Genomic DNA, 24,167 nt, shown 5'->3' with positions numbered 1-24,167 from the left:
TTATAGATCTAATATGGTAAACATAAACTCAGAATTGAACCTTGCTCTATCAGTGCCACCATTATCATTGTCTCCAATAATTACTTCAAAATTTGTAGATGTTTGATTGGAGTAGGAGATACCTGGGTCGTCGTTTCCGGCTCCACCTCTTCCTGGTTGCGTTAACTGAATAATATAGTTCGAATCAGATACTGTCCCAGGAGGTAATGTTACCTGATAGCGTCCAGTACTAATGCGCATTGCAGTAACACCTGAAGTAGCTCTAGTTACTGATCCGTTTGATGCAATTTTACCAAATGCCTTTATAGGACTTTCATAAAAAGCACCTCCATTTGTTCCCAAAGTAAGGCTATTGTTCGTTTCTGCTCCCACGACATTTGCAACTTGCTCTGTTGAGGTTTCATTGGTATAGGTGATAGTACCAGTTGAGGTATTCTGTACTAGATTAGTAGAGATATTTGTTGCGGGATCGCCCTGCGCTCCGGTTTCTCCCGTATCACCTTTTTCGCCTTGCAGCCCGACTTCTCCTTGGATTCCCTGTGCTCCGGTTTCACCTGTGTCACCTTTTTCACCTTGCGGTCCGGTTTCACCTTGAATCCCTTGTGCTCCGGTTTCCCCTGTCAGTCCAGTTTCACCCTGAATACCTTGCGGTCCGGTTTCCCCAGTGTCACCTTTTTCACCTTGCGGTCCAGTTTCGCCTTGGATTCCCTGAGCTCCAGTTTCCCCAGTGTCACCTTTTTCGCCTTGCGGTCCGGTTTCCCCTTGTATTCCCTGTGCTCCAGTTTCTCCTGTATCGCCTTTTTCACCTTGCGCTCCGGTTTCACCTTGCGGTCCTGTTGCTCCGGTTTCCCCTGTGTCGCCTTGCGGTCCGACTTCACCTTGTATTCCCTGCGCTCCGGTTTCCCCCTGAATTCCCTGTGCTCCAGTTTCACCCGTGTCGCCTTTTTCGCCTTGCGGTCCGACTTCACCTTGTATTCCTTGGTCTCCAGTTTCTCCTGTATCACCTTTTTCACCTTGCGGTCCGGTTTCACCCTGAATTCCTTGTGCTCCAGTTTCACCCTGAATACCTTGTGCTCCGGTTTCCCCCGTGTCGCCTTTTTCGCCTTGCGGTCCGGTTTCACCCTGAATACCTTGGTCTCCAGTTTCTCCTGTATCACCTTTTTCACCTTGCGGTCCGGTTTCACCCTGAATTCCTTGTGCTCCAGTTTCACCCTGAATACCTTGCGCTCCGGTTTCTCCTGTCTCGCCTTTCTCTCCTTGAATTCCCTGCTCACCGTTGGGACCTGTCAATCCAGTTTCCCCTTGTATTCCCTGTGCTCCAGTTTCCCCTGTGTCACCTTTTTCGCCTTGCGGTCCGGTTTCACCTTGAATCCCTTGTACTCCGGTTTCACCCGTGTCGCCTTTTTCACCTTGCGGTCCAGTTTCCCCTTGTATTCCTTGGTCTCCAGTTTCTCCTGTATCACCTTTTTCACCTAGCGGTCCAGTTTCACCTTGCGGTCCGACTTCACCTTGGATTCCCTGTGCTCCGGTTTCACCTTGTATTCCCTGTGCTCCAGTTTCCCCTGTTAGTCCAGTTTCACCCTGAATACCCTGCGCTCCGGTTTCCCCTGTGTCACCTTTTTCACCTTGCGGTCCAGTTTCACCTTGTATTCCTTGGTCTCCAGTTTCTCCTGTTTCACCTTTTTCACCTTGCGGTCCGGTTTCACCCTGAATTCCTTGTGCTCCAGTTTCACCCTGAATTCCCTGAGCTCCAGTTTCACCTGTGTCACCTTTTTCACCTTGCGGTCCAGTTTCACCTTGTATTCCTTGGTCTCCAGTTTCCCCTGTATCACCTTTTTCACCTTGCGGTCCAGTTTCACCTTGTATTCCCTGTGCTCCAGTTTCACCTGTGTCGCCTTTTTCGCCTTGCGGTCCGGTTTCACCTGTGTCGCCTTTTTCGCCTTGCGGTCCGGTTTCACCCTGAATTCCTTGTGCTCCAGTTTCACCCTGAATACCTTGGTCTCCAGTTTCTCCTGTATCACCTTTTTCACCTTGCGGTCCGGTTTCACCCTGAATACCTTGCGCTCCGGTTTCTCCTGTCTCGCCTTTCTCTCCTTGAATTCCCTGCTCACCGTTGGGACCTGTCAATCCAGTTTCCCCTTGTATTCCTTGGTCTCCAGTTTCTCCTGTATCACCTTTTTCACCTAGCGGTCCGACTTCACCTTGGATTCCCTGTGCTCCGGTTTCACCTTGTATTCCCTGTGCTCCGGTTTCACCTTGTATTCCTTGGTCTCCAGTTTCTCCTGTTTCACCTTTTTCACCTTGCGGTCCGGTTTCACCCTGAATTCCTTGTGCTCCAGTTTCACCCTGAATACCTTGTGCTCCGGTTTCCCCTGTGTCGCCTTGCGGTCCGGTTTCACCTTGGATCCCTTGTGCTCCTGTTTCACCTTTTTCACCTTGCGGTCCGGTTTCACCCTGAATTCCTTGTGCTCCAGTTTCACCCTGAATACCTTGTACTCCGGTTTCACCTTGTGGTCCGGTTTCACCCTGAATACCTTGGTCTCCAGTTTCTCCTGTCTCGCCTTTCTCTCCTTGAATTCCCTGCTCACCGTTGGGACCTGTCAATCCAGTTTCACCTTGTATTCCCTGTGCTCCAGTTTCCCCTGTGTCACCTTGCGGTCCGGTTTTCCCTGTGTCGCCTTGCGGTCCGGTTTCACCTTGTGGTCCGGTTTCACCCTGAATTCCCTGTGATCCGGTTTCACCCGTGTCGCCTTTTTCACCTTGCGGTCCGACTTTACCTTGTATTCCCTGTGCTCCAGTTTCACCTGTGTCGCCTTGCGGTCCGGTTTCACCCGTATCACCTTTTTCGCCTTGCGGTCCGGTTTCACCCGTATCACCTTTTTCGCCTTGCGGTCCGGTTTCACCCGTATCACCTTTTTCGCCTTGCGGTCCAGTTTCACCCTGAATTCCCTGAGCTCCAGTTTCACCTGTGTCACCTTTTTCACCTTGCGGTCCAGTTTCACCTGTGTCGCCTTTTTCGCCTTGCGGTCCGGTTTCACCCTGAATTCCTTGTGCTCCAGTTTCACCCTGAATACCTTGTGCTCCAGTTTCACCTGTGTCACCTTTTTCACCTTGCGGTCCAGTTTCACCTTGTATTCCCTGTGCTCCAGTTTCACCTGTGTCGCCTTTTTCGCCTTGCGCTCCGGTTTCACCCTGAATTCCTTGTGCTCCGGTTTCCCCTGTGTCGCCTTTCTCTCCTTGAATTCCCTGCTCACCGTTGGGACCTGTCAATCCAGTTTCACCTTGTATTCCTTGGTCTCCAGTTTCTCCTGTATCACCTTTTTCACCATTTTGTTCTGTGGGGCTATTGGAAGTATAAGAAGTGCCGTCCGAATTACGAATGGTAAAAGTTCCATTTCCATTGTCCACAAAAGATAGACCTTGACCATTGGAACTATTGCACATGCTATTCCAATTTTTACCATCATAATGGTACACACAAGAAGTATCGGTATTGTAAATCAATGCCCCGGCTAGCGGCTTGATTTTTTGCATTAATGAGGTATTCACCCTAGAAAGTACTAAAGCCTTGTCTCTACTTTCGAGTTCTAGAAGAGATGATTTATCTATTTTATCTGGACTATCTCCTACTTTAAGTTGTGCAATTACATTATTTGCACATAGTAGCAAAAGTAGAATGGTCAATTTTTTGATATTCATTTCTTTGGGGGTTATTCGGTTTTTTTTTCAACTTGCAAACTATTTCAAAGAAATTTATTGGCATATTAAATGTTGTGTATATGTAGGAAAAGTATGTATATGCGCGTAATAATGTTGTTACTGTATTAAGAGAAATTTAATTAATATATAACTAGATTGTGGCGATTATCGATTATTTTGGTATTTCATCGGATCAATCCAATACGGACTAGGTTATATACCAATTTTTTGAATCGTGAAAGGGTGTTACCAAAAAGAATATTAAAGAAAGAAGAAGCTATTTTCTTTCAACAACATTCCAAGGATGATTCAATGACAGATATTATCCATTATTCCAAACCTTGCCGTGAGAAAAGGGCAGTGAGAACAAAAAGTGTTTAAGAACTGAGATAAATTCTCTTTAAAAAGTTAAATCACTGATTATAAATTAGATACAAGTATCCTTGATGCTTTTGTCTTACATCATTGAGTTTAATCATGTAGAAGTATATGCCCGATGTTAAACTAGAACCTTTATCAATCACAAATTTACTGTTTGAAACCCCGTTGAAGTCATTTTCGTAGTTTGACTTTGAATAAACCAAAACCCCATATCTGTTAAAAATCTGGATCTGGTTACTCGGTGATTCTTTGATGCCATCGAGAACTAAGTAATCATTTTGGCCATCCCCGTTAGGTGTAAGAAAGTAGTTGCCCAAGTCCATTGTACTGAATTCTTCCAATTCATCATCATTGCCACCAATGGTGATTATTTCATAATCATTAGGTACAAAAGCTTCAGAGGTTATCTTTCCGTAATTCATGCCACCATCGACATGGCTATTCCCTAGATTAATCCATTTGCCTTGTTCCTTGCTCCAGCCTACAACTTTAAGGTTGTTCAAATATTCACCTAAGGTGCCAACATTACTCCATTCATCCCAGGTAAGGGTTACTTTTGAGGGCATTTCACCTTCTAAATGCCAGAATTCCTCTGAACTCACTTTTAAATATTCCGTTCCTTTTTTTTGTGTTTCAAAGATTTTACCAAAGGTAGAAGGGGAATTTGGGTCTTCGTCGAAATAGGCACATTTTGCTTGGGCGTTCACCCCGTACGAGTCTATTGTAAGAGGTCGTAGACGCTGATTGGTTCCAATTGGAAATGTAAACGATTCCTTATTGGTTATTGCCGCGTAACCATCTACAAGTGAAATTGCATTTTCACCAACGTAAAAAGCTTCATCCAAAAAATTCGAAAAAACTGAGGTATAATCTCTGGGAGTAATAATGTTACCTGAGATCAAATTTACGTTATTGATAGCGCCAATAGCGGTATCCAAAAATAAACCATTATCCACGGCAATTTCGGTATCATAAAAGATAGGAGTGAAGGCTCCAGAAATCTTTATTGATTCCTCTTCTCCATAAAACCCCACAAGTCCTAAATTTTGATCAAAACTACCATTGTTGATTAGATCTATATGAAAACCAACCGCAGCGGTATTATGCAGCTGAATAGTGCCAAAATTATGAACAGCTTCTTGAGCATTGTTCTTTTGGGAACAAAACAAGGTGGATAAAAATCCAATTCCTAATATGTATATTCTGGTATTCATTATTCTTCCCATTAATAATCCATTACGGTAAAGTGCCACTTTCTATCTCTTACTGTATTAGCCGTACCTCCATTGTCTCCTTCTGAAATGACTACTTCAAAGCTTGAAGAAGTTTGGGATGTAATATGAATATCGATATTGTCCCTTCTGGAATAAGATTCTTCAACTGTTAATTGAACAATATAGTTTGCTGTGGATCTTGATGAACTTAGAGTGACCCTATATCTTCCTGTGGATAACCTTTGAACCGTCGCATTTTGAATACGTAATGCCGATCCATTGGAATTAACTTTGCCAAATGCCTTTATAAAGGAATCTCCGTCATCACCCTTGTCACCTTTATCTCCTTTGGCGCCATCAGTTCCGTTGATACCATCTGCACCAGCAGCTCCGGTATCGCCCTTGTCACCCTTGTCACCTTTGTCACCTTTATCACCTTTATCACCTTTGTCACCTTTATCTCCTTTAGCGCCATCAGTTCCGTTGGTTCCGTCTATTCCGTTGGTTCCGTCAATACCAGCTGCACCAGCAGCTCCGGTATCACCCTTGTCTCCTTTGTCGCCTTTATCTCCTTTAGCGCCATCAGTTCCGTTGGTTCCGTCTATTCCGTTGGTTCCGTCAATACCAGCTGCACCAGCAGCTCCGGTATCACCTTTGTCTCCTTTGTCACCTTTAGCACCATCTATTCCGTTGGTTCCATCCAATCCGTTGGTTCCATTGATACCATCTGTACCAGCGGCTCCGGTATCGCCCTTGTCACCTTTATCTCCTTTGGCGCCGTCTATTCCGTTGGTTCCATTAATACCATCTGCACCAGCAGCTCCGGTATCTCCTTTGTCACCCTTGTCACCTTTAGCACCATCTATTCCGTTGGTTCCATTGATACCATCTGCACCAGCGGCTCCGGTAACCCCCTTGTCACCTTTATCACCTTTAGCGCCATCTGTTCCGTCTATTCCGTTGGTTCCATCTAATCCATTGATTCCATCAATACCAGCGGTACCGGTGTCACCCTTGTCTCCTTTGTCACCTTTATCACCATCTATTCCGTTGGTTCCATCCAATCCGTTGGTTCCATTGATACCATCTGTACCAGCGGCTCCGGTATCGCCCTTGTCACCTTTATCTCCTTTGGCGCCGTCTATTCCGTTGGTTCCATTAATACCATCTGCACCAGCAGCTCCGGTATCTCCTTTGTCACCCTTGTCACCTTTAGCACCATCTATTCCGTTGGTTCCATTGATACCATCTGCACCAGCGGCTCCGGTAACCCCCTTGTCACCTTTATCACCTTTAGCGCCATCTGTTCCGTCTATTCCGTTGGTTCCATCTAATCCATTGATTCCATCAATACCAGCGGTACCGGTGTCACCCTTGTCTCCTTTGTCACCTTTATCACCTTTAGCACCGTCTATTCCGTTGGTTCCATTGATACCATCTGCACCAGCAGCTCCGGTATCGCCCTTGTCACCCTTGTCACCTTTAGCGCCATCTGTTCCGTCTATTCCATTGGTTCCGTTGATACCATCTGCACCAGCTGCTCCGGTATCACCCTTGTCACCTTTGTCACCTTTAGCACCATCTATTCCGTTGGTTCCGTCTATTCCGTTGGTTCCGTTGATTCCATCTGCACCGGCAGCTCCAGTATCTCCAGTATCTCCTTTAGCGCCATCTATTCCGTTGGTTCCATTGATACCATCTGCACCAGCAGCTCCGGTATCGCCCTTGTCACCCTTGTCACCTTTAGCGCCATCTGTTCCGTCTATTCCATTGGTTCCGTTGATACCATCTGCACCAGCTGCTCCGGTATCACCCTTGTCACCTTTGTCACCTTTAGCACCATCTATTCCGTTGGTTCCGTCTATTCCGTTGGTTCCGTTGATTCCATCTGCACCGGCAGCTCCAGTATCTCCAGTATCTCCTTTAGCGCCATCTGTTCCGTTGGTTCCATTAATACCATCTGCACCAGCTGTTCCGGTATCACCTTTGTCACCTTTGTCACCTTTATCTCCTTTAGCACCATCAGTTCCGTTGGTTCCATTGATACCATCTGCACCAGCAGCCCCGGTATCACCTTTATCACCTTTAGCACCATCAGTTCCGTTGGTTCCATTAATACCATCTGCACCGGAAGCTCCGGTATCACCTTTGTCGCCTTTATCACCTTTAGCGCCGTCTATTCCGTTGGTTCCATTGATACCATTTGCACCAGCGGCTCCGGTATCACCTTTATCTCCTTTGTCACCTTTAGTACCATCTATTCCGTTCGTTCCATTGGTTCCATCTGCACCAGCAGCTCCGGTATCACCTTTGTCGCCTTTAGCACCATCTATTCCGTTGGTTCCGTCTATTCCGTTGGTTCCGTCTATTCCGTTGGTTCCGTTGATTCCATCTGCACCGGCAGCTCCAGTATCTCCAGTATCTCCAGTATCTCCTTTAGCGCCATCTGTTCCGTTGGTTCCATTAATACCATCTGCACCGGCAGCTCCGGTATCACCCTTGTCACCTTTATCACCTTTAGCACCGTCTATTCCGTTGGTTCCATTGAGACCATCTGCACCAGCAGCTCCGGTATCACCTTTATCTCCTTTGTCACCCTTAGCACCATCAGTTCCGTTGGTTCCGTTTATACCATCTGCACCAGCGGCTCCGGTATCACCGGTATCACCCTTGTCACCTTTATCACCTTTAGCACCGTCTATTCCGTTAGTTCCATTGATACCATCTGCACCAGCAGCTCCGGTATCGCCCTTGTCACCCTTGTCACCTTTAGCGCCATCTGTTCCGTCTATTCCATTGGTTCCGTTGATACCATCTGCACCAGCTGCTCCGGTATCACCCTTGTCACCTTTGTCACCTTTAGCACCATCTATTCCGTTGGTTCCGTCTATTCCGTTGGTTCCGTTGATTCCATCTGCACCGGCAGCTCCAGTATCTCCAGTATCTCCTTTAGCGCCATCTGTTCCGTTGGTTCCATTAATACCAGCTGCACCGGCAGCTCCGGTATCACCCTTGTCACCTTTATCACCTTTAGCACCGTCTATTCCGTTGGTTCCATTGGTTCCATCAGTACCAGCTGCACCAGCAGCTCCGGTATCGCCCTTGTCACCCTTGTCACCCTTGTCACCTTTAGCGCCATCTGTTCCGTCTATTCCATTGGTTCCGTTGATACCATCTGCACCAGCTGCTCCGGTATCACCCTTGTCACCTTTGTCACCTTTAGCACCATCTATTCCGTTGGTTCCGTCTATTCCGTTGGTTCCGTTGATTCCATCTGCACCGGCAGCTCCAGTATCTCCAGTATCTCCTTTAGCGCCATCTGTTCCGTTGGTTCCATTAATACCATCTGCACCGGCAGCTCCGGTATCACCCTTGTCACCTTTATCACCTTTAGCACCGTCTATTCCGTTGGTTCCATTGGTTCCATCAGTACCAGCTGCACCGGTATCACCCTTGTCACCTTTGTCACCTTTAGCGCCATCTATTCCGTTGGTTCCATTAATACCATCTGCACCAGCTGTTCCGGTATCACCTTTGTCACCTTTGTCACCTTTAGCACCATCTGTTCCGTTGGTTCCGTCAATACCATCTACACCAGCGGCTCCGGTATCACCTTTATCTCCTTTGTCACCCTTAGCACCATCAGTTCCGTTGGTTCCATTGATACCATCTGCACCAGCAGCCCCGGTATCACCTTTATCACCTTTAGCACCATCAGTTCCGTTGGTTCCATCTATTCCGTTGGTTCCGTCAATACCAGCTGCACCAGCAGCTCCGGTATCGCCCTTGTCACCTTTATCCCCTTTAGCGCCATCTGTTCCGTTGGTTCCATTGAGACCATCTGCACCAGCAGCTCCGGTATCACCTTTATCTCCTTTGTCACCCTTAGCACCATCAGTTCCGTTGGTTCCGTTGATACCATCTGCACCAGCAGCTCCGGTATCACCTTTGTCTCCTTTATCTCCTTTTGCCCCGGTAGGTCCAATAAGGTTTGAAGTTGTGAAATTTGTACCATCGGAATAATTGAAAGTAAATGTTCCGTTGTTATTGTCGATTGTAGATATAATGGCTGTTCCAGTTTTATTGGAATTATTATCGCATAGGTTTATCCAATTGTTTCCATCGAAATAGTAAACACATTGTACATCGATATTATAGACCAAAGCACCTCTAAGTGGTGAAATGCTTTGCATTTGCGTTGTAGAGACTCGGGTAAGAACCAAGGCCTTAGTCGTGCTCTCCAATTCAATAATGGAAGCTGCATCTATGTTATTCGGATTTTCTCCAATTTTGACCTGAGCAGTCATAAATTGAACTCCCAGTAGTAGAAGTAGGAAACCTAACTTTTTTAGGTACATAATATTTAAGATTTTGGGGCAACTTTATATTGCAACGTAAAAATAATTCTGATTCTCAGGACATTTAACTAAATGTTGCGAATCCCTATTAATATGTTGTGAAAAAACATTTTGAGAAAATATATCCGAAAAAACTACTGTTAATCGATGTTATAAGAAATATAACGGCCTGTTTTATAGTCAGATAATTCCGATAAAAACCATCAAGAACAAATTAAAAACAGCAACATTAATTGTCAAAAAAAGTAAAATCTAGAGGGTAGGACTTTTTCGCTTATGTAGCGAACGCATGAATGAAATAAAAAAGTGTTTTGAAAAATTAGCGGGTCAAATATAGAAAGCCTTGAAAGTCCAAACCTAAATCTTGCATCGAGACAATATAAAAATAAACTCCTGTAGGTAGCCCATTTTCACGTTGAATTACGAAATTATCAACATTTGAAATCCCCCTAAATTGGTTTGTATAATTCTCCTGATCAAAAACCTTTGAGCCAAATCGGTTATATATCTGGAGATGATTGTTTGGAGATTGTTCTAATTCCGGAATGTAGAAAAAATCATTGATTCCATCATTATTGACCGAAACTAGATAATTGTCAAGATTTAGATAATCTAAGGGTTCACTTCTAGAACTACCAAATGTTATGATGTCATAATAACTAGGTATAAAGTTACTTGACGTGACAAAACCTTCAGATAAATCACCTACCGCTACTGACCCAGCCAAACTTTCCCATTGGTTAGAGACATTACTCCAGCCTACAACAATAATAGAATTAACATCGTCTGTAAGGTTAGAAATAGTACTTCTTTCATTCCAACTAATACTTATTGAAGAAAGTGCATCGCCACCTAAACGCCAGAATTCGGCTGTACTTATTTGATCAATTTCATGAGATTTTATTGCCGTATCATAGGACGTATTTAGCGTTGGTGACCCATTGGGGTTTTCGTAGAAATATGCACAATATGCTAGAAGATTTACATCTTGGGAATTTAATATCAATGGCCGAAGTTGCTCTGTATCTCCAACGGGAAAAGTAAAATTCTGTTGGCTACTTAAAGCAGCATATCCATGAACTTTTGAAACGTCACTATCACCAACATAAAATGCACTTTCAATGAACGTATAATATGAATCTATGTATTCGGTTGGAGTAATATAGTCGCCAATTACAAAATTGGTATTATTAAGGCTATTGATTCCAGTTTGTAGAAAAACACCATTTGGATTTGCAATTTCAGTATCGAAAAACGACGGGGGAATAGCACCTGAAATGTTCATTTGATTACTGCCATAGAAGCCCACCAACCCAACATTTTCATCAAATGCGGCATTATTGATCAGATTTGTATGAAATCCCAGCTGCCCATTGGTGTGAATACGAATGTTTCCACTATTGTATAGAGCGGTTTGGGCATTGGTCAAAAACCCCAATAAAAGTGTGAATATGTAAAGATTTCTCATCACCTTTTTTATTGGTCTTTAAGTAAGGCTTTTATTTCTTCAACATCTTTCCTCAGTGACTCTAGTTCATTGGCCAATGATTCGTTCTCACTTTTCAGGTCTATTATTTTCTTCTCTTGCTCAATGGTATGTATAAACAATTCCTCTATTTTTTCAAGGTTAATTTCAGTAGCTCGATTAATTAATATTCCTCCTTTATCCTTTACTTCACTAGCAGAAGGAACACCTGGTAGATGATTGTTGATTCTTGCAAAATTTTCAACATCTTCCAAACTATACAATTTATATTCTGGGTTAAGAGCACTTATACCATTAAAATAGGATTGAAAAACATAATCTGGAGTTATTGTCCCAGAAGCCAAAATATTCCCTATGACATGGAGTTTTTCAGAAGGAGTTGTGGTCCCAATACCCACATCACCATTATTTTTAATGGTCAATACGGCATCTGCAAAAGAAGGATTATCATCATTAAAATCACTATTCTGTAAGAAGTGAAAATCACCTACCCCCCAATTATCTTTTCGTTCGTATACTAATCCACCTTTTCCATGTGGACTTAGGTCTTCAGTAGAAAACAATATCCCAGTACCGGAATGGTCCAAATTGTTAGCGTCCCCGATTTCATTTCGAAGTTCAAGAGGATAGGAGAATGCGAGAGAACCTGGAAAACTCTCTGCAATTACCACTTTTGACGAGTAATCACTTGCACTGGTTGGTTTTAAACCTATGTGCAAAGCACCAGAGTCATACCTTTGAGTGGGATCCCAATATAGGCCTCCACTATTATCAGGATAGCCATTGTCATCGGCAGTTGTTGGAGTACCATCGGTATTTGCAAAAAAGAGGGAGTTGGCTGTACCAGTATGTGTACCTGGCGTAACAGCAGACCAAATTACATCACCAGATGCATCTGTTGTAAGGAATTCACCATTGGCACCAGCCGCTATTTTTGCAGGAGTAACATTTTCGTCAAGTATCTTCGCGGAAGTCACGGCGTCGTTTGCGATTACCGTTGCACTGGTAGGCCCTGTCACTTCGCCTGCAAGGTCATCGACATCGAAGTCGGTTCCATTGAGGGAGAGTCCCACACCCGGTGTGACTACGGTTCCACCGGCGTCGGTTGCCGGAGCCCATGCGGTACCGTTCCATTTTAGGATCTCGTTGTTTGCCGCTCCCATATCGTTGAGATCTGCAGCTACGATTTCCCCATCAAGTATCTTCGCGGAAGTCACGGCGTCGTTTGCGATTACCGTTGCACTGGTAGGCCCTGTCACTTCGCCTGCAAGGTCATCGACATCGAAGTCGGTTCCATTGAGGGAGAGTCCCACACCCGGTGTGACTACGGTTCCACCGGCGTCGGTTGCCGGAGCCCATGCGGTACCGTTCCATTTTAGGATCTCGTTGTTTGCCGCTCCCATATCGTTGAGATCTGCAGCTACGATTTCCCCATCAAGTATCTTCGCGGAAGTCACGGCGTCGTTTGCGATTACCGTTGCACTGGTAGGCCCTGTCACTTCGCCTGCAAGGTCATCGACATCGAAGTCGGTTCCATTGAGGGAGAGTCCCACACCCGGTGTGACTACGGTTCCACCGGCGTCTGTTGCCGGAGCCCATGCGGTACCGTTCCATTTTAGGATCTCGTTGTTTGCCGCTCCCATATCGTTGAGGTCTGCAGCTACGATTTCCCCGTCCAATATCTTCGCTGATGTCACGGCGTTATCCAATATATCTACATTGGCAATGGTGCCGTCAAGTATTTGTGTAGTAGTAATTCCACCAATAGGCACACTTAAATCAGTAGCAACCCCATCTCCTATAATTGTGGTTCCATCAGAACTAACGGCCCCTCCGGTACCAGTTGGTAAATCATCCCATTCTACTATTCCGGTTGTCGCATTGGTCCTTAAGAATTGTCCTAAAGTTGCTGATGGCTCAATTTTAAAGGGGTTTCCAACTGTACCAATACCTGTAATTGTAATCAGATCAGCAACCTCGGTACTGCCTATTCCTCCAGCAAGAGAGCTCAAATCAACCGCTCCTCCAGGAACTGTGGCCGAGTTTGTAAGGCTAAGTATATTTGTAGTTGTGTTAAAATCAATATCCGTTAATTCATTTGTAATACTATCATCAACCTCCGCCGTAAGGAATCCATTATTTGATACGGCATTATCAACTAAGGCTTCTAAATTTACATTGCCATTAAAACCTCCATTTATACCGGTAACTGCCAAGTTGTTCCCCGATGTAGTAATATTTGAAATAACTCCATCTGCGCCTCCACCACCCAAAATATTTCCTAAAGCTGTATCGATTCCTTCAAGATGCCCTTCAACATTTACGTCCGTTTCCGTATAATTGAGCGGATTGTTGGCTACATTAACTTGGGAAGCATTTTGAATTTCGTTGTTGGAGTCCGTATCCCCATCAGCCGCAATGGCCGCGGTGTTTATACCAATGGCGTTCAAAACAGTGGTGTTGTCATAAAAGGCACCACCATTGTCCGAAATGGCATTGTTTGCCGCGCCACTTACAATATTGGCGTTTGTGATATACCCGGCGTTATTTGTAAAATCCCCTAAATCTATGTTAGCATTATCCAGCGCTTGTATATCTACTGCATTTTCTGCAATTTCGTTCTGCCCTACTGCATCATCGCCTAATTTATTCTGCCCTATAGAATTGTCTTGAAGATCATCACCGTTAATACCACCGTCAATTATATGTTCACTGCGGATGCTATTCGGCGCCACCTCAATATGATTGTTCTCACCGTTTGGGGAAATTACCAGGGTGCTGTTAGAATTTACAAATGGGTCTGTTGTCAAATTTGAAATAACACTTGAATTTTCACATAGATTAATCCAATCGACTCCATCATAATAATAGATGCACTGGGCGTCTGTATTGTACACCATGGCCCCCTGTAAAGGTGCAATCGCATTCATTTGTGTTGTATTGATTCTGGTAATGACCAATGCTCTTGAATCACTTTCTAATTCAAGAACTGAAGAAGCGTCAATATTTTGAGGGTTGTCTCCAATTTTAATTTGACCCTTGACTGTACCACATGATAAAATGCCAAAAAAGAGGAACATAAGTGATTGTCTCATAATAGATAGTGTTTAATAATGTTCATTGTGTTGGGACAAGCAAAAATAAAACTATATTGAAATATTTATAATTTTTAGGGATAAAATAACAAGTATCTTGGGTGAATGGAAAGGTACAGGGTCTTTATTGTAATGATACAGATTATTCTTAGGTAATTTAACGAATTACGTTTATGATCAAATTAACAAAAATTTAGACCGTACTTCTTTTAAATGCGATGAAGTTATCTTTTCTTTATACTTTATAACACTATCTGAATGAAATCATTTTTACTTTCTTTTGTTGCTGTATTATTTGTTGTGATTGGGTATTCCCAGGATGATGATCGTATTTTTCTTCGTGGGCAGGTACTTTATCTTAATTCGTTTGTTCCCGATGAAAACGTAATCAACACTACTTCTGAAACTGCAACGATTACCAATGAAAAAGGGGAGTTCCTGATAAAGGTGAAAGTAGGTGATGAGCTTGTCTTTACGGCAGTAAATTATCAATTACAACTTGTATTTATTACTGAGGATATTCTACGAAAAGGTAGGCTAGTTGTCGAAGTAAATGAAAAAGTAACACAATTGGATGAAGTTGTTGTGACTCCTGAAAACCAAGAACGTTTTCTTGAGGTTAAAAATGAGGAGTTCAAAGAATTTGAATATGAGGAGGATCGCTCAAGTGAGGTTGAGAACATTGCTATGCCAAAATCGGCTAGGGGTATGACAGACGGAATTAATTTTGTGAATATTTTTAAAGCTTTAACCAGATCTAATAAATCATCAGAAGTAAAACGCCCTCCATTAAAAATAAGTCAGGTAATGCGACAGGTTTATGAAGATGAATTTTTCGTAAGTGATTTAAAGCTACCACAGGATAAGATTGATGCATTCTTGATTTACTGTGACAGTAAAATGCCTGCACAAACTTTATTGAAAAAGGAAAATGAATTTCAACTCATTGATTTTCTTGTTACCCATAGCAAAACATTTTTGAAGCAAATAGATGACGAGAAGTAGTGCACTTCTGGTCTTTTTTGTCTTAATGGGCACCACCTTGGGCGCACAATCTTTATTTGTAAAGCAAATAGAAGGTCGTGTTTATAGTAAAAATGAAGATGTTGCGGCTACCCATGTACTAAATATAACCGCCGATAAAGCTTCAATTACAGATTTAAACGGCTTTTTCTCAATTACCGCCAAGCTTAACGATACGTTGGTGTTTTCCGCTATTCAGTTCAAAAGAAAGATTGTTGTCATTTCCAATGAAGTACTAAAAAGCAAGTTGCTTTATGTGCCTTTAGAGGATGCCGTAAACGAGCTTGATGAAGTAATTGTTATGCCTTATAACCTCACTGGGGATATGTCAACTGATTTATCGCGTGCAGAAATTGAACCCGTGGTTACTGCTTCAACCTTGGGATTGCCAAATGCTTATGTAGTACCCCCGACCCAAGCTGAGCGTAAGTTGTATGAAGCCACTACTGGCGGCGGAATTTTACCGCTGAACCCTATCTTAAACGGCATTTCTGGCCGTACAAAAATGCTTAAAGAGCGGGTTGCCCGCAATGAAAAGTATGAACGTACCCAAAGGGTAAGGGCATTTTATCCGGACTCTTTATATCGCATTGAGTTTAAAATACCAGAGGTAAACATAGACGATTTCATGTACTTCTGTGAGGTGGATACCGCTTTTCAAGTTGTAGTTGACTCTCATGACAGATTTAAGATTTGGGAGTTCATGCGTAAAAAAAGTGTTGTTTATAGAAAAAACAATGAACTTGATTAAAATTTTAAAAAATAAATCCAAGTTCCGCACCAGGATAACGATATCAATGGTTTTTGTTTCTTGTTGTTTGTTTGTCTCATCGATCAAAGGTCAACAGACCAAGAAGCTCGAAGGTCGGGTCTTTAGTAAAGATGGTGATGTGGCTGGGACACATGTGATGAATATAAGCTCGCAAAAGGCCACAATAACTGATGCTATAGGCTTTTTTTCGGTTCAAGTCCGGCTCAATGACACCTTGGTCTTTTCGGCTATTCAGTATAAACGGAAAGTAGTGCCTGTTAATTCAGAAATCTTGGAAAGCAGGTTTTTGAACATATTTTTGGAAGAGGAAAGAATAAAGTTGGATGAGGTTTTGGTTACACCCTATAACCTTACCGGTGACCTTACAAAAGACTTGGATAGTTTGAATATAGGCTCTGTGGTAACCACTGGTTCCGTGGGGTTACCAAATGCCGATATAATACCTCTTACTCCGTCGGAACGAAAATTTTATGCAGCCAGAACTTGGGATGCGTATTTTTATATTCTTGCTGCTGGCACTAGAATAGATCCATTAATCAATTATTTTTCAGGCCGAACCAAAATGTTGAAAAAACGTATTGCCCAAGATAATGCCAATGAACAAATGAAAAGTATAAGACACATTTATGTTGATTCACTTTTTATACACGGTATGCATATTCCCAGGGAAAGTATAGCCGATTTCATGAATTTCTGTGAGGTTGATTCTACTTTTCAATCTACTTTGGAAATAAATGATAGATTGGTTTTTTGGGAGTTTATGCGAAGAAAGAGCGTCACATATAGAAAGAACAATAATCTGGATTAACTTTTGATCTGGCACAATGATTGCGTAATTTTGATAGATAAATGATGAAGATGAAATTTATAAAAAAGAGTTTACTTCTTTTACTTTTACCCTTGTTTGCCTTTACCACGGCACATAAGTTTTATGTAAGTGTCACTAATATTTCTTATTCCGAGAAGGATAAGGCCATACAGATTACTTCCCGACTATTTATAGATGATATTGAAAAGGTTTTGGAGGAACGCTATGGCTTTAAAACCCAACTCGCCACCGAAGCTGAGTCTAAAATGACTGATAGCTATATTGAGAAATACCTTAAAACAAAGTTCCTTGTTTATGCCAACGATAATCAAATGCAGTACAATTTTATAGGCAAAAAGTATGATAATGATGTAATGATCTGCTATCTGGAGATTCCTGAAGTTGATATTGAAAAAATAAAATCAATAAAAGTTCAAAATGAACTACTTACCGACCTTTTTGACGACCAGCAGAATGTTGTACATTTTAAAATAAAGGGCAAGAAAAAAAGCTTTGTACTCATCAAAGAGAATAATAAAGGAATGTTAAAATTATAACGAGCGATTAACAAATCGTTAAAAAAACTTTACATTTCGTTCTTTAATAAATCAAATATAAAAATGAATAAAATCAAGTACTACGTTGCTTTAGTTTTCTTTGTGTTCGCAACCGTGTTATCTGCGCAAGAAGCTGAGCAAAATGAAAAAGAGCCTGGTCACATAAATCAGAGCAAGTTTAAACAAATGTACGAGGAGTTTGCTACTCCCAATACATATCGCTCTGCATCCGGTGCACCTGGACCAGATTACTATCAGCAGCAGGCAGATTATAAAATGAATATCGAATTAGATGATAGGAATGCCAAGATTTATGGTACTGAAACTATTACCTATACCAATAATTCACCAGATGATTTAGAGTTCCTCTGGGTACAATTAGATCAAAATGTAAGGGCGAAAGATAGTAAATCACCTTTACGCGATGGTGGCGGTGTTCCTTTGGCAGAACAACCTGGCGGGTTTGCAGGCAAGTATCTTAGTAAGCCTTTTGAAGGAGGTTTCAATATTGAATATGTAAAAGACGCTTCTGGAAAGGCATTGTCATATACCATTAATCAGACGATGATGCGTATAAACATTCCTCAGCCATTGAAAAGTAAGGCACAGCTATCGTTTTCCATAAAATGGTGGTATAATATTCCAAACCATACGGTTAATAGAGCTAGGTCTGGTTATGAGCATTTTGAAAAGGATGGGAATAACTCCTATGTTATTGCCCAGTTTTTTCCAAGAATGGCTGTTTATAATGATGTAGAGGGATGGCAAAACCATCAGTTCTGGGGCAGTGGTGAATTTGCCCTTCCTTTCGGGGATTATGAAGTGAACATTACCGTACCAGCTGATCATATATTGGATGCCACTGGAGAGCTTCAGAATAGAAAAGAAGTTTTTTCAAAAGAGATGATGAAGCGTTATGAGAAGGCAAAAAAGTCATATGACAAGCCTGTAATTATCGTAACTCAGGCTGAAGCCGAAGCAGCTGAAAAAGGTTTCTCTGAGAAAAAGAAAACCTGGAAGTTCAAAGCACAAAATGTTAGGGATTATGGCTTCGCCACTTCAAGAAAGTTCATTTGGGACATGCAGGCCGTAAAAGTAGGTAGTAAGAATGTTATGGCTGTTTCATTGTATCCGAAAGAAGGTAATCCGCTTTGGGAAGAGTATTCAACAAAAGCAGTTGTTCAAACACTTGAGACATACTCAAAGCACACCTTTGACTATCCTTATCCAAAAGCAATTTCAGTCCATGCAAAGAACCAAGGTATGGAGTACCCAATGATATGCTGGAACTATGGTAGACCTAATGAAGATGGCTCTTATTCCGACCGTACTAAATATGGTATGATCAGTGTAATTATCCATGAAGTAGGTCATAACTATTTCCCAATGATCGTCAACTCCGATGAGCGCCAATGGGGTTGGATGGATGAAGGGCTTGATACATTCATGCAGTATTTGGCTGAACAGGCGTTTGGTGAAGCAAACCCCAACGCAATATCACCGAATAAAGCATACCCTTCAAGAAGAGGTGCACCTAGTAAGATTGTACCTTATATGAGCGGTGACCAAAGTACCTTATCACCAATTATGTCCAATCCTGAAAATGTTTACCAATTGGGGCCTAATGCCTATGGTAAACCTGCCACAGCTTTGAATATTCTTAGAGAAACTGTTATGGGAAAAGAATTGTTTGACCATGCATTCAAGACATATGCACAACGTTGGAAATTTAAGCACCCAACACCTGAAGACTTTTTTAGAACAATGGAAGATGCTTCTGCCGTTGATTTAGATTGGTATTGGAGGGGATGGTTCTATACCACGGATTATGTTGACATAGGTGTAAAAGGAATCAAGAAATATTATGTTTCTGATAAGCCTGGTAAAAAGATGCAAGAGTATATGGCAGCAAGAAACCTAACTGAAGCAGATTTACCTCCTTTGGTTTATTTAGCAGATGAGGATAGCGAAGGGTTTGATGCCAATTTGAAAGGTAAAGCTCCTTCTGAAAGTTCTAAAACTTTGAAAGAGTTTATGATGGACAATATGACGGCTGCTGAAAGAGCTGAAGTAAAAGAACCAAAGTTCTTTTATGAGGTTACCTACGATAAGCCAGGTGGAATTCCTATGCCATTGATTGTTGAATATACCTACGCCGATGGCACAAAGGAAAATATAACCTATCCTCCAGAAATCTGGAGAAAGAATGATGCTGAAGTGAAATTGGTTCTTTCTTCACAGAGTGAATTGGTAGGTATTGTTGTTGATCCTAAAGCTGAAACTGCTGATATTGATACAACCAACAATGCTTGGCCAAAACAAGAAGAGCAAAACGACTTTGATAAGTTCAAAGAAAAGATCAAAGGGTAATAAACAAAACAATTATTGAAAAAGTCCTGATACTACTATCAGGACTTTTTTATTTAGCAATTAATCTTCACTATATTTGACGTATGAATTCCATGGTTTTCTTATTTATTAGCGGAGGAGAGATTTTTTTCATCATGTTCATAGTGGTCATGGTATTTGGTGCCGATAAAATTCCAGGTATCGCCAAAGGACTTGGGAAAGGTATGAGGCAGTTAAAAGATGCAACAGAGGATATTAAGCAAGAAATACAGAAAAGCGCTGAGAAGCAGGGAATAGATACGAGTCTGGTAGAGGATATTAAAAAAGATATCAATGATGTAAAAGATAATATTGGTTCTGGGATTGGTGAAGACCTCAAAAAAGGAGTTAGTGCGGTAAAGAAAAACGTAGAGGACGTTACAGGAAGCATAAAACGCAAATAAGCTAAGCCCTATGCTCGATAGAATTCTTCAATGGGATAGGGAAACCTTTATTTATTTAAATAGTTTGGGAATAGAAAAGTATGATACTTTTTGGTCAACCGTGACCAATATCTATACTTGGATTCCCCTGTTTTTGTTTTTCTTCCTTCTTATTTTTTGGAAAGACCCTAAAAAAGAGGCAATCTATAAGACCTTGACGGTAATCTTATTGATTTGCTTTATTCTTGTGGCCACAGATTTGACCAAAGAGTTTTTTGAACGGTTAAGGCCAAACAACAATTCTGAGATCAACTCGATTATTCGTGTACTTAAAAATCCATCAAGTTTTAGTTTCTTCTCAGGGCATGCTGCCAGCTCATTTTCAATTACAACTTTGATTGTTTTGTTCTTAAGAAAAAAAGTAAAATGGTGTTGGGTGTTTTACACATGGCCGCTTCTATTTGCCTTAAGCAGAATCTATTTAGGTGTACATTACCCAGTAGATATTATTGTTGGTGCTATAGTGGGCTTACTGTCTGCATTTGGTTTCTACAACATTTATAAAAGGATTATAGTACCCTACTTAAGGTTAACCCATCCCTGATCGGTAAAAGCACAGTTTCTACTCTTGAATCTTCCTTGAGCTTTTTATTATAACCCAAAAGTGTTTTTGTTGCTATGTCTTTTTCGTTTAGAGGCTCTACAACTTTTCCAGACCAAAGCACATTGTCCGATAAGATTATGCTCCCAGAAGAGGTTTTTTCCATTACTGCTTCAAAATATTCTGGATATTCCCTTTTTTCAGCATCAATAAATACTAAATTAAAAGTCTCGTTCATTTCTGGAATAATTTTCAAGGCATCGCCAGCATGTTGTATTATTTGATGGCCAAATCCACTCTCTTCAAAATATTTTCGCTGAATATCGGCAAGTTCCTCATTAATGTCAATTGTATGAAGTGTGCCATTTTTTTTCAATCCTTCGGCCAAACACAAAGCTGAATAACCCGTGTAGGTTCCTATTTCTAATATGTTCGTGGGGTTGATGATTTTTGATAGTAGACTCAAGACCCTTCCTTGAAAATGCCCGGTTATCATTCTGGGTTGAATTACCTTTAAATGTGTTTCCCTTGAAAGCTTTTTTAATAATTCAGGCTCGTTTTCCGAACTATTTTCAATATAATTTTCTAAAACTTGGGATAAAAAGTGCATTTGTATTTTTTGGTAAAAATATATAATTATGTACTACCTTGAAATTCAAATGAACAAAGCACTCTTTTATGATTGATTTGGAAATAAGAACCGCTACACTTGGGGATTTATCGGTCCTATTGGAATTTGAACAAGGTGTGATTGAAGCCGAACGCCCTTTCGATATAACCCTTGCCAATGACCCGATTACTTATTATGATTTGAAAGATATGATTCTAAGGGATGATGCGTCTGTAGTCATTGCCGAAATCGGGGGTGAAATTGTGAGTTCGGGTTATGCTTTAATAAAACAAGCAAGACATTATTTAAACCATAATGAATATGCTTATTTAGGATTCATGTTCACACTACCGGAATATCGAGGTAAGGGAATTAATGGAAGAATCATTGAAGAATTAAAAGATTGGTCGTACTCAAAGGGGTTAAAAGAAATTAGATTGACAGTTTATGATGAAAATAATAGCGCAATAAGCGCCTATGAGAAAATGGGTTTCAAGAAGCATATAATTGAAATGCGATTGGAATAATTGAAAAAATCGACCAGAGAAAGTTTAACTCGAAATTGTACTTTTGAAAAAAAGTATACTATGCAGTTCGAGAATTCATTGGCTTTTGCCCAAAAATTGGATACTGAGGATGTTCTTAATGATTATAAGAGCCAATTTCATTTTCCACAAATAAACGGCAAGGACGTTATTTATTTTACAGGAAATTCCTTGGGATTGCAACCAAAAATCACCAAAAGTTATGTTGACGAGGTAATCACTGATTGGAAGAATTTGGCCGTTGAAGGTCATTTTCGTTCTGATAAACCTTGGTGGGATTATCATGAGCGTTTAGCCAAACCTTTGGCAAGTGTTGTTGGTGCTAAAAAAGAGGAAGTTTCAGTAATGAACACCCTGAGTGTAAATCTTCACTTATTACTGGTCTCATTTTATAGACCAACAAAAAAGAGATTCAAGATTTTATGTGAGGAAAAGGCATTTCCCAGCGATCAATATATACTGAAAAGCCAAGTGAAGTTTCATGGTTTTGATATCGAGGATGCCATTGTTGAGGTTAGAAAACGAGAAGGGGAGCATTTCTGGCGAACCGAAGATATTTTGAGTAAAATCAATGAAGTGGGCGAGGAGATTGCCTTGGTTTTGATAGGTGGTGTAAATTATTATAATGGCCAGGTATTTGATATGAAGGCGATTACAAAAGCAGGAAAGACACAAGGGGCTTTTGTTGGTTGGGATTTGGCTCATGCTGTAGGTAATGTTGAACTGAAGCTTCATGAATGGGATGTTGATTTTGCCTCTTGGTGCAGTTATAAATACATGAATAGTGGACCTGGTAATGCATCGGGCATTTTTGTGAACAAAAAATACTTGCATGAAAGTGATATTCCCAGGTTTGAAGGATGGTGGGGAACTAAAAAAGAAACACGCTTTTTAATGAAGCCTGAATTTGAACCTATTGAAAACGCTGATGCTTGGCAAATAAGCAACCCGTCAGTATTATCTCTTGCGCCCTATTTGGCCTCTTTACAGCTTTTTGAGGAAGTGGGGATGAATGCTTTAATTGAGAAACGTGATAAAATCGTCTCTTATCTGGAGTTCGTTTTGAACGAAATAGATGGTGAAGTAAACGGTTCTTTTGAAATAATCACGCCAAATGAAAGAGGTTGTCAACTGTCTGTTTTTCTTCATGGGCACGGTAGACCATTATTTGATTTTTTGATGGAGAGCGGTGTGATAACCGATTGGCGGGAACCAAATGTCATAAGATTGGCGCCAGCACCTTTTTACTGTTCCTTTGAAGATATGTATCGTTTTGGTCAAATATTGTTAAAAGGTATTAAAAGCGGTATCGCTTAATGTGATTTAATTCTGTTTGACTTGTTTTCGAGATATTCAGAAGGTGTTTTGTTCGTATGCTTTTTAAATATTTTGGCGAAATAAGAGGCGTCATTAAACCCACATTTGTACATAACCTCAGATACGGTGAATAGATTTTGATGAAATAAATCAATAGCTTTTCTTATTCTGAATTCGTTTACAAATTGCACAAAACTTTGATGCGTCATTTTCTTAAAAAAACGACAAAACGAGTTTTTTGTCAAACCCACTTTTGTGCAAATTGAAACTATATTGATTGGCTCGGCATAGTGTTCATTTACGAATTCGAATATGGTTTCCAATCGAATAACTTCACTAGGTTTATGTTCAATTAGGTCTTTTTTTGAGATAACTGTTTCATAGGAACTATTGGTTCCTAATTCATCAAGTAACCCTATAAGGTTAATCAGATTGTGTGCATCTTGTCCTACTTTGAAATTTTCAAAATATCCCTTGAATTTAGTTTTGACTTCCTTATTGAATACGAGTGCTTGGTTGGTTTTTTTAATAAGCTCTTTTATGTTTTTGAATTCAGGGAAAATTGTCAATTTATCATCAACAAATTCATTTTTGAACTGAATGACGATCTCTAAGTTGTCTTCGTAATCCTTATTGCCAAAATCCGCATGGGGAATATTCGGGCCTATAAATAGAAGGGCTCCATTATCATACGGAATTTCATGGGAGTCAATTTGTAAGACTCCTTTTCCATTTCTAATATAGACCAATTCATACTCAGGATGTATATGCCAATTTGTTGTTACACAAGACTTTGTATGAGTGTAGTGTTCAATATTAAAGGAGGTATGTATAGTATGGTTAATACTTTCATAAGAAAGTTTCATAGGTTAAAATTATCCAAAAAAATAAATAAATGAATACATTAAGAATATATTGTTTTGTTATTAG

At 41.0% G+C, this 24,167-nt stretch carries 16 protein-coding genes; 9 read left to right on the top strand and 7 right to left on the bottom strand.

Annotated elements, in window-relative coordinates; genetic code table 11:
- From FB2170_RS17630 to FB2170_RS16960, 5 genes are all read right to left on the bottom strand, one after another.
- Complete coding sequence (locus FB2170_RS17630; RefSeq protein ID WP_013304533.1) at positions 1 to 3,699, bottom strand: collagen-like protein; 3,699 nt, start codon at positions 3,697 to 3,699, stop codon at positions 1 to 3.
- Positions 3,700 to 4,112: 413 nt separating this feature from the next.
- Entirely contained in the window at positions 4,113 to 5,294 is a 1,182-nt protein-coding gene (locus FB2170_RS00530; RefSeq protein ID WP_148232033.1) for a gliding motility-associated C-terminal domain-containing protein, read from the bottom strand.
- Positions 5,295 to 5,305: 11 nt separating this feature from the next.
- On the bottom strand, positions 5,306 to 9,652 hold the full coding sequence (locus tag FB2170_RS16965; RefSeq protein ID WP_049782630.1) for a beta strand repeat-containing protein: 4,347 nt from the start codon (positions 9,650 to 9,652) through the stop codon (positions 5,306 to 5,308).
- A 319-nt stretch (positions 9,653 to 9,971) separates the two neighbouring features.
- A complete protein-coding gene (locus tag FB2170_RS00505) occupies positions 9,972 to 11,120 on the bottom strand; it encodes a gliding motility-associated C-terminal domain-containing protein (protein WP_013304530.1) in 1,149 nt (382 codons plus the stop codon).
- A gap of 8 nt (positions 11,121 to 11,128) precedes the next feature.
- Positions 11,129 to 14,233: a hypothetical protein gene (locus FB2170_RS16960; RefSeq protein ID WP_049782629.1), complete on the bottom strand. Its 3,105-nt coding sequence runs from the start codon at positions 14,231 to 14,233 to the stop codon at positions 11,129 to 11,131.
- 258 nt (positions 14,234 to 14,491) lie between these two features.
- Between FB2170_RS16960 and FB2170_RS00495 the strand changes: the two genes are divergently transcribed.
- From FB2170_RS00495 to FB2170_RS00465, 7 genes are all read left to right on the top strand, one after another.
- Positions 14,492 to 15,238, top strand: a complete 747-nt coding sequence (locus FB2170_RS00495) for a hypothetical protein (protein ID WP_013304528.1) — start codon at positions 14,492 to 14,494, stop codon at positions 15,236 to 15,238.
- On the top strand, positions 15,225 to 16,007 hold the full coding sequence (locus FB2170_RS00490) for an outer membrane protein (protein WP_041632611.1): 783 nt from the start codon (positions 15,225 to 15,227) through the stop codon (positions 16,005 to 16,007). The genes FB2170_RS00495 and FB2170_RS00490 overlap by 14 nt, the downstream gene beginning before the upstream one ends.
- Positions 15,994 to 16,836, top strand: a complete 843-nt coding sequence (locus FB2170_RS00485) for a carboxypeptidase-like regulatory domain-containing protein (protein ID WP_013304526.1) — start codon at positions 15,994 to 15,996, stop codon at positions 16,834 to 16,836. Before FB2170_RS00490 ends, FB2170_RS00485 begins: the two co-directional genes overlap by 14 nt.
- Before the next feature lie 50 nt (positions 16,837 to 16,886).
- Complete coding sequence (locus FB2170_RS00480) at positions 16,887 to 17,393, top strand: DUF6702 family protein (protein ID WP_041632948.1); 507 nt, start codon at positions 16,887 to 16,889, stop codon at positions 17,391 to 17,393.
- A gap of 63 nt (positions 17,394 to 17,456) precedes the next feature.
- On the top strand, positions 17,457 to 19,763 hold the full coding sequence (locus FB2170_RS00475) for a M1 family metallopeptidase (RefSeq protein ID WP_013304524.1): 2,307 nt from the start codon (positions 17,457 to 17,459) through the stop codon (positions 19,761 to 19,763).
- A gap of 83 nt (positions 19,764 to 19,846) precedes the next feature.
- Positions 19,847 to 20,185 carry a twin-arginine translocase TatA/TatE family subunit gene (locus tag FB2170_RS00470; protein ID WP_013304523.1) on the top strand — a complete coding sequence of 113 codons (339 nt, stop codon included), beginning with the start codon at positions 19,847 to 19,849 and terminating at the stop codon, positions 20,183 to 20,185.
- A gap of 10 nt (positions 20,186 to 20,195) precedes the next feature.
- Complete coding sequence (locus FB2170_RS00465; protein WP_013304522.1) at positions 20,196 to 20,768, top strand: phosphatase PAP2 family protein; 573 nt, start codon at positions 20,196 to 20,198, stop codon at positions 20,766 to 20,768.
- On the opposite strand, the gene FB2170_RS00460 is transcribed toward FB2170_RS00465, so the two are convergent.
- Positions 20,734 to 21,375, bottom strand: a complete 642-nt coding sequence (locus FB2170_RS00460; RefSeq protein ID WP_013304521.1) for an O-methyltransferase — start codon at positions 21,373 to 21,375, stop codon at positions 20,734 to 20,736. The genes FB2170_RS00465 and FB2170_RS00460 overlap by 35 nt on opposite strands.
- A 68-nt stretch (positions 21,376 to 21,443) precedes the next feature.
- Here FB2170_RS00460 and FB2170_RS00455 point away from each other — a divergent pair, with 68 nt between their 5' ends.
- On the top strand, positions 21,444 to 21,902 hold the full coding sequence (locus tag FB2170_RS00455) for a GNAT family N-acetyltransferase (protein WP_013304520.1): 459 nt from the start codon (positions 21,444 to 21,446) through the stop codon (positions 21,900 to 21,902).
- 60 nt (positions 21,903 to 21,962) lie between these two features.
- Positions 21,963 to 23,237, top strand: coding sequence for a kynureninase (kynU, locus tag FB2170_RS00450; RefSeq protein WP_041632609.1), 1,275 nt, complete (start codon positions 21,963 to 21,965; stop codon positions 23,235 to 23,237).
- On the opposite strand, the gene FB2170_RS16955 is transcribed toward kynU, so the two are convergent.
- Positions 23,234 to 24,103 (bottom strand): AraC family transcriptional regulator, encoded by an 870-nt coding sequence (locus FB2170_RS16955; protein ID WP_013304518.1) that lies wholly within the window; start codon positions 24,101 to 24,103, stop codon positions 23,234 to 23,236. The genes kynU and FB2170_RS16955 overlap by 4 nt on opposite strands.
- Between the last annotated feature and the right edge of the window lie 64 nt (positions 24,104 to 24,167).

This window comes from Maribacter sp. HTCC2170 (genome assembly GCF_000153165.2).
GTDB lineage: Bacteria > Bacteroidota > Bacteroidia > Flavobacteriales > Flavobacteriaceae > Maribacter_A.
Note: the sequence above shows the minus strand (reverse complement) of the source record. Positions and strands in the feature narration are given on the sequence as shown.

What these genes read in the sequence shown, in the direction of transcription:
- FB2170_RS17630 (WP_013304533.1), bottom strand. Translation starts at nt 3,699, where the DNA reads ATGAATATCAAAAAATTGACCATTCTACTTTTGCTACTATGTGCAAAT.
- FB2170_RS00530 (WP_148232033.1), bottom strand. Translation starts at nt 5,294, where the DNA reads ATGAATACCAGAATATACATATTAGGAATTGGATTTTTATCCACCTTG.
- FB2170_RS16965 (WP_049782630.1), bottom strand. Translation starts at nt 9,652, where the DNA reads ATGTACCTAAAAAAGTTAGGTTTCCTACTTCTACTACTGGGAGTTCAA.
- FB2170_RS00505 (WP_013304530.1), bottom strand. Translation starts at nt 11,120, where the DNA reads ATGAGAAATCTTTACATATTCACACTTTTATTGGGGTTTTTGACCAAT.
- FB2170_RS16960 (WP_049782629.1), bottom strand. Translation starts at nt 14,233, where the DNA reads ATGAGACAATCACTTATGTTCCTCTTTTTTGGCATTTTATCATGTGGT.
- FB2170_RS00495 (WP_013304528.1), top strand. Translation starts at nt 14,492, where the DNA reads ATGAAATCATTTTTACTTTCTTTTGTTGCTGTATTATTTGTTGTGATT.
- FB2170_RS00490 (WP_041632611.1), top strand. Translation starts at nt 15,225, where the DNA reads ATGACGAGAAGTAGTGCACTTCTGGTCTTTTTTGTCTTAATGGGCACC.
- FB2170_RS00485 (WP_013304526.1), top strand. Translation starts at nt 15,994, where the DNA reads ATGAACTTGATTAAAATTTTAAAAAATAAATCCAAGTTCCGCACCAGG.
- FB2170_RS00480 (WP_041632948.1), top strand. Translation starts at nt 16,887, where the DNA reads ATGAAATTTATAAAAAAGAGTTTACTTCTTTTACTTTTACCCTTGTTT.
- FB2170_RS00475 (WP_013304524.1), top strand. Translation starts at nt 17,457, where the DNA reads ATGAATAAAATCAAGTACTACGTTGCTTTAGTTTTCTTTGTGTTCGCA.
- FB2170_RS00470 (WP_013304523.1), top strand. Translation starts at nt 19,847, where the DNA reads ATGAATTCCATGGTTTTCTTATTTATTAGCGGAGGAGAGATTTTTTTC.
- FB2170_RS00465 (WP_013304522.1), top strand. Translation starts at nt 20,196, where the DNA reads ATGCTCGATAGAATTCTTCAATGGGATAGGGAAACCTTTATTTATTTA.
- FB2170_RS00460 (WP_013304521.1), bottom strand. Translation starts at nt 21,375, where the DNA reads ATGCACTTTTTATCCCAAGTTTTAGAAAATTATATTGAAAATAGTTCG.
- FB2170_RS00455 (WP_013304520.1), top strand. Translation starts at nt 21,444, where the DNA reads ATGATTGATTTGGAAATAAGAACCGCTACACTTGGGGATTTATCGGTC.
- kynU (WP_041632609.1), top strand. Translation starts at nt 21,963, where the DNA reads ATGCAGTTCGAGAATTCATTGGCTTTTGCCCAAAAATTGGATACTGAG.
- FB2170_RS16955 (WP_013304518.1), bottom strand. Translation starts at nt 24,103, where the DNA reads ATGAAACTTTCTTATGAAAGTATTAACCATACTATACATACCTCCTTT.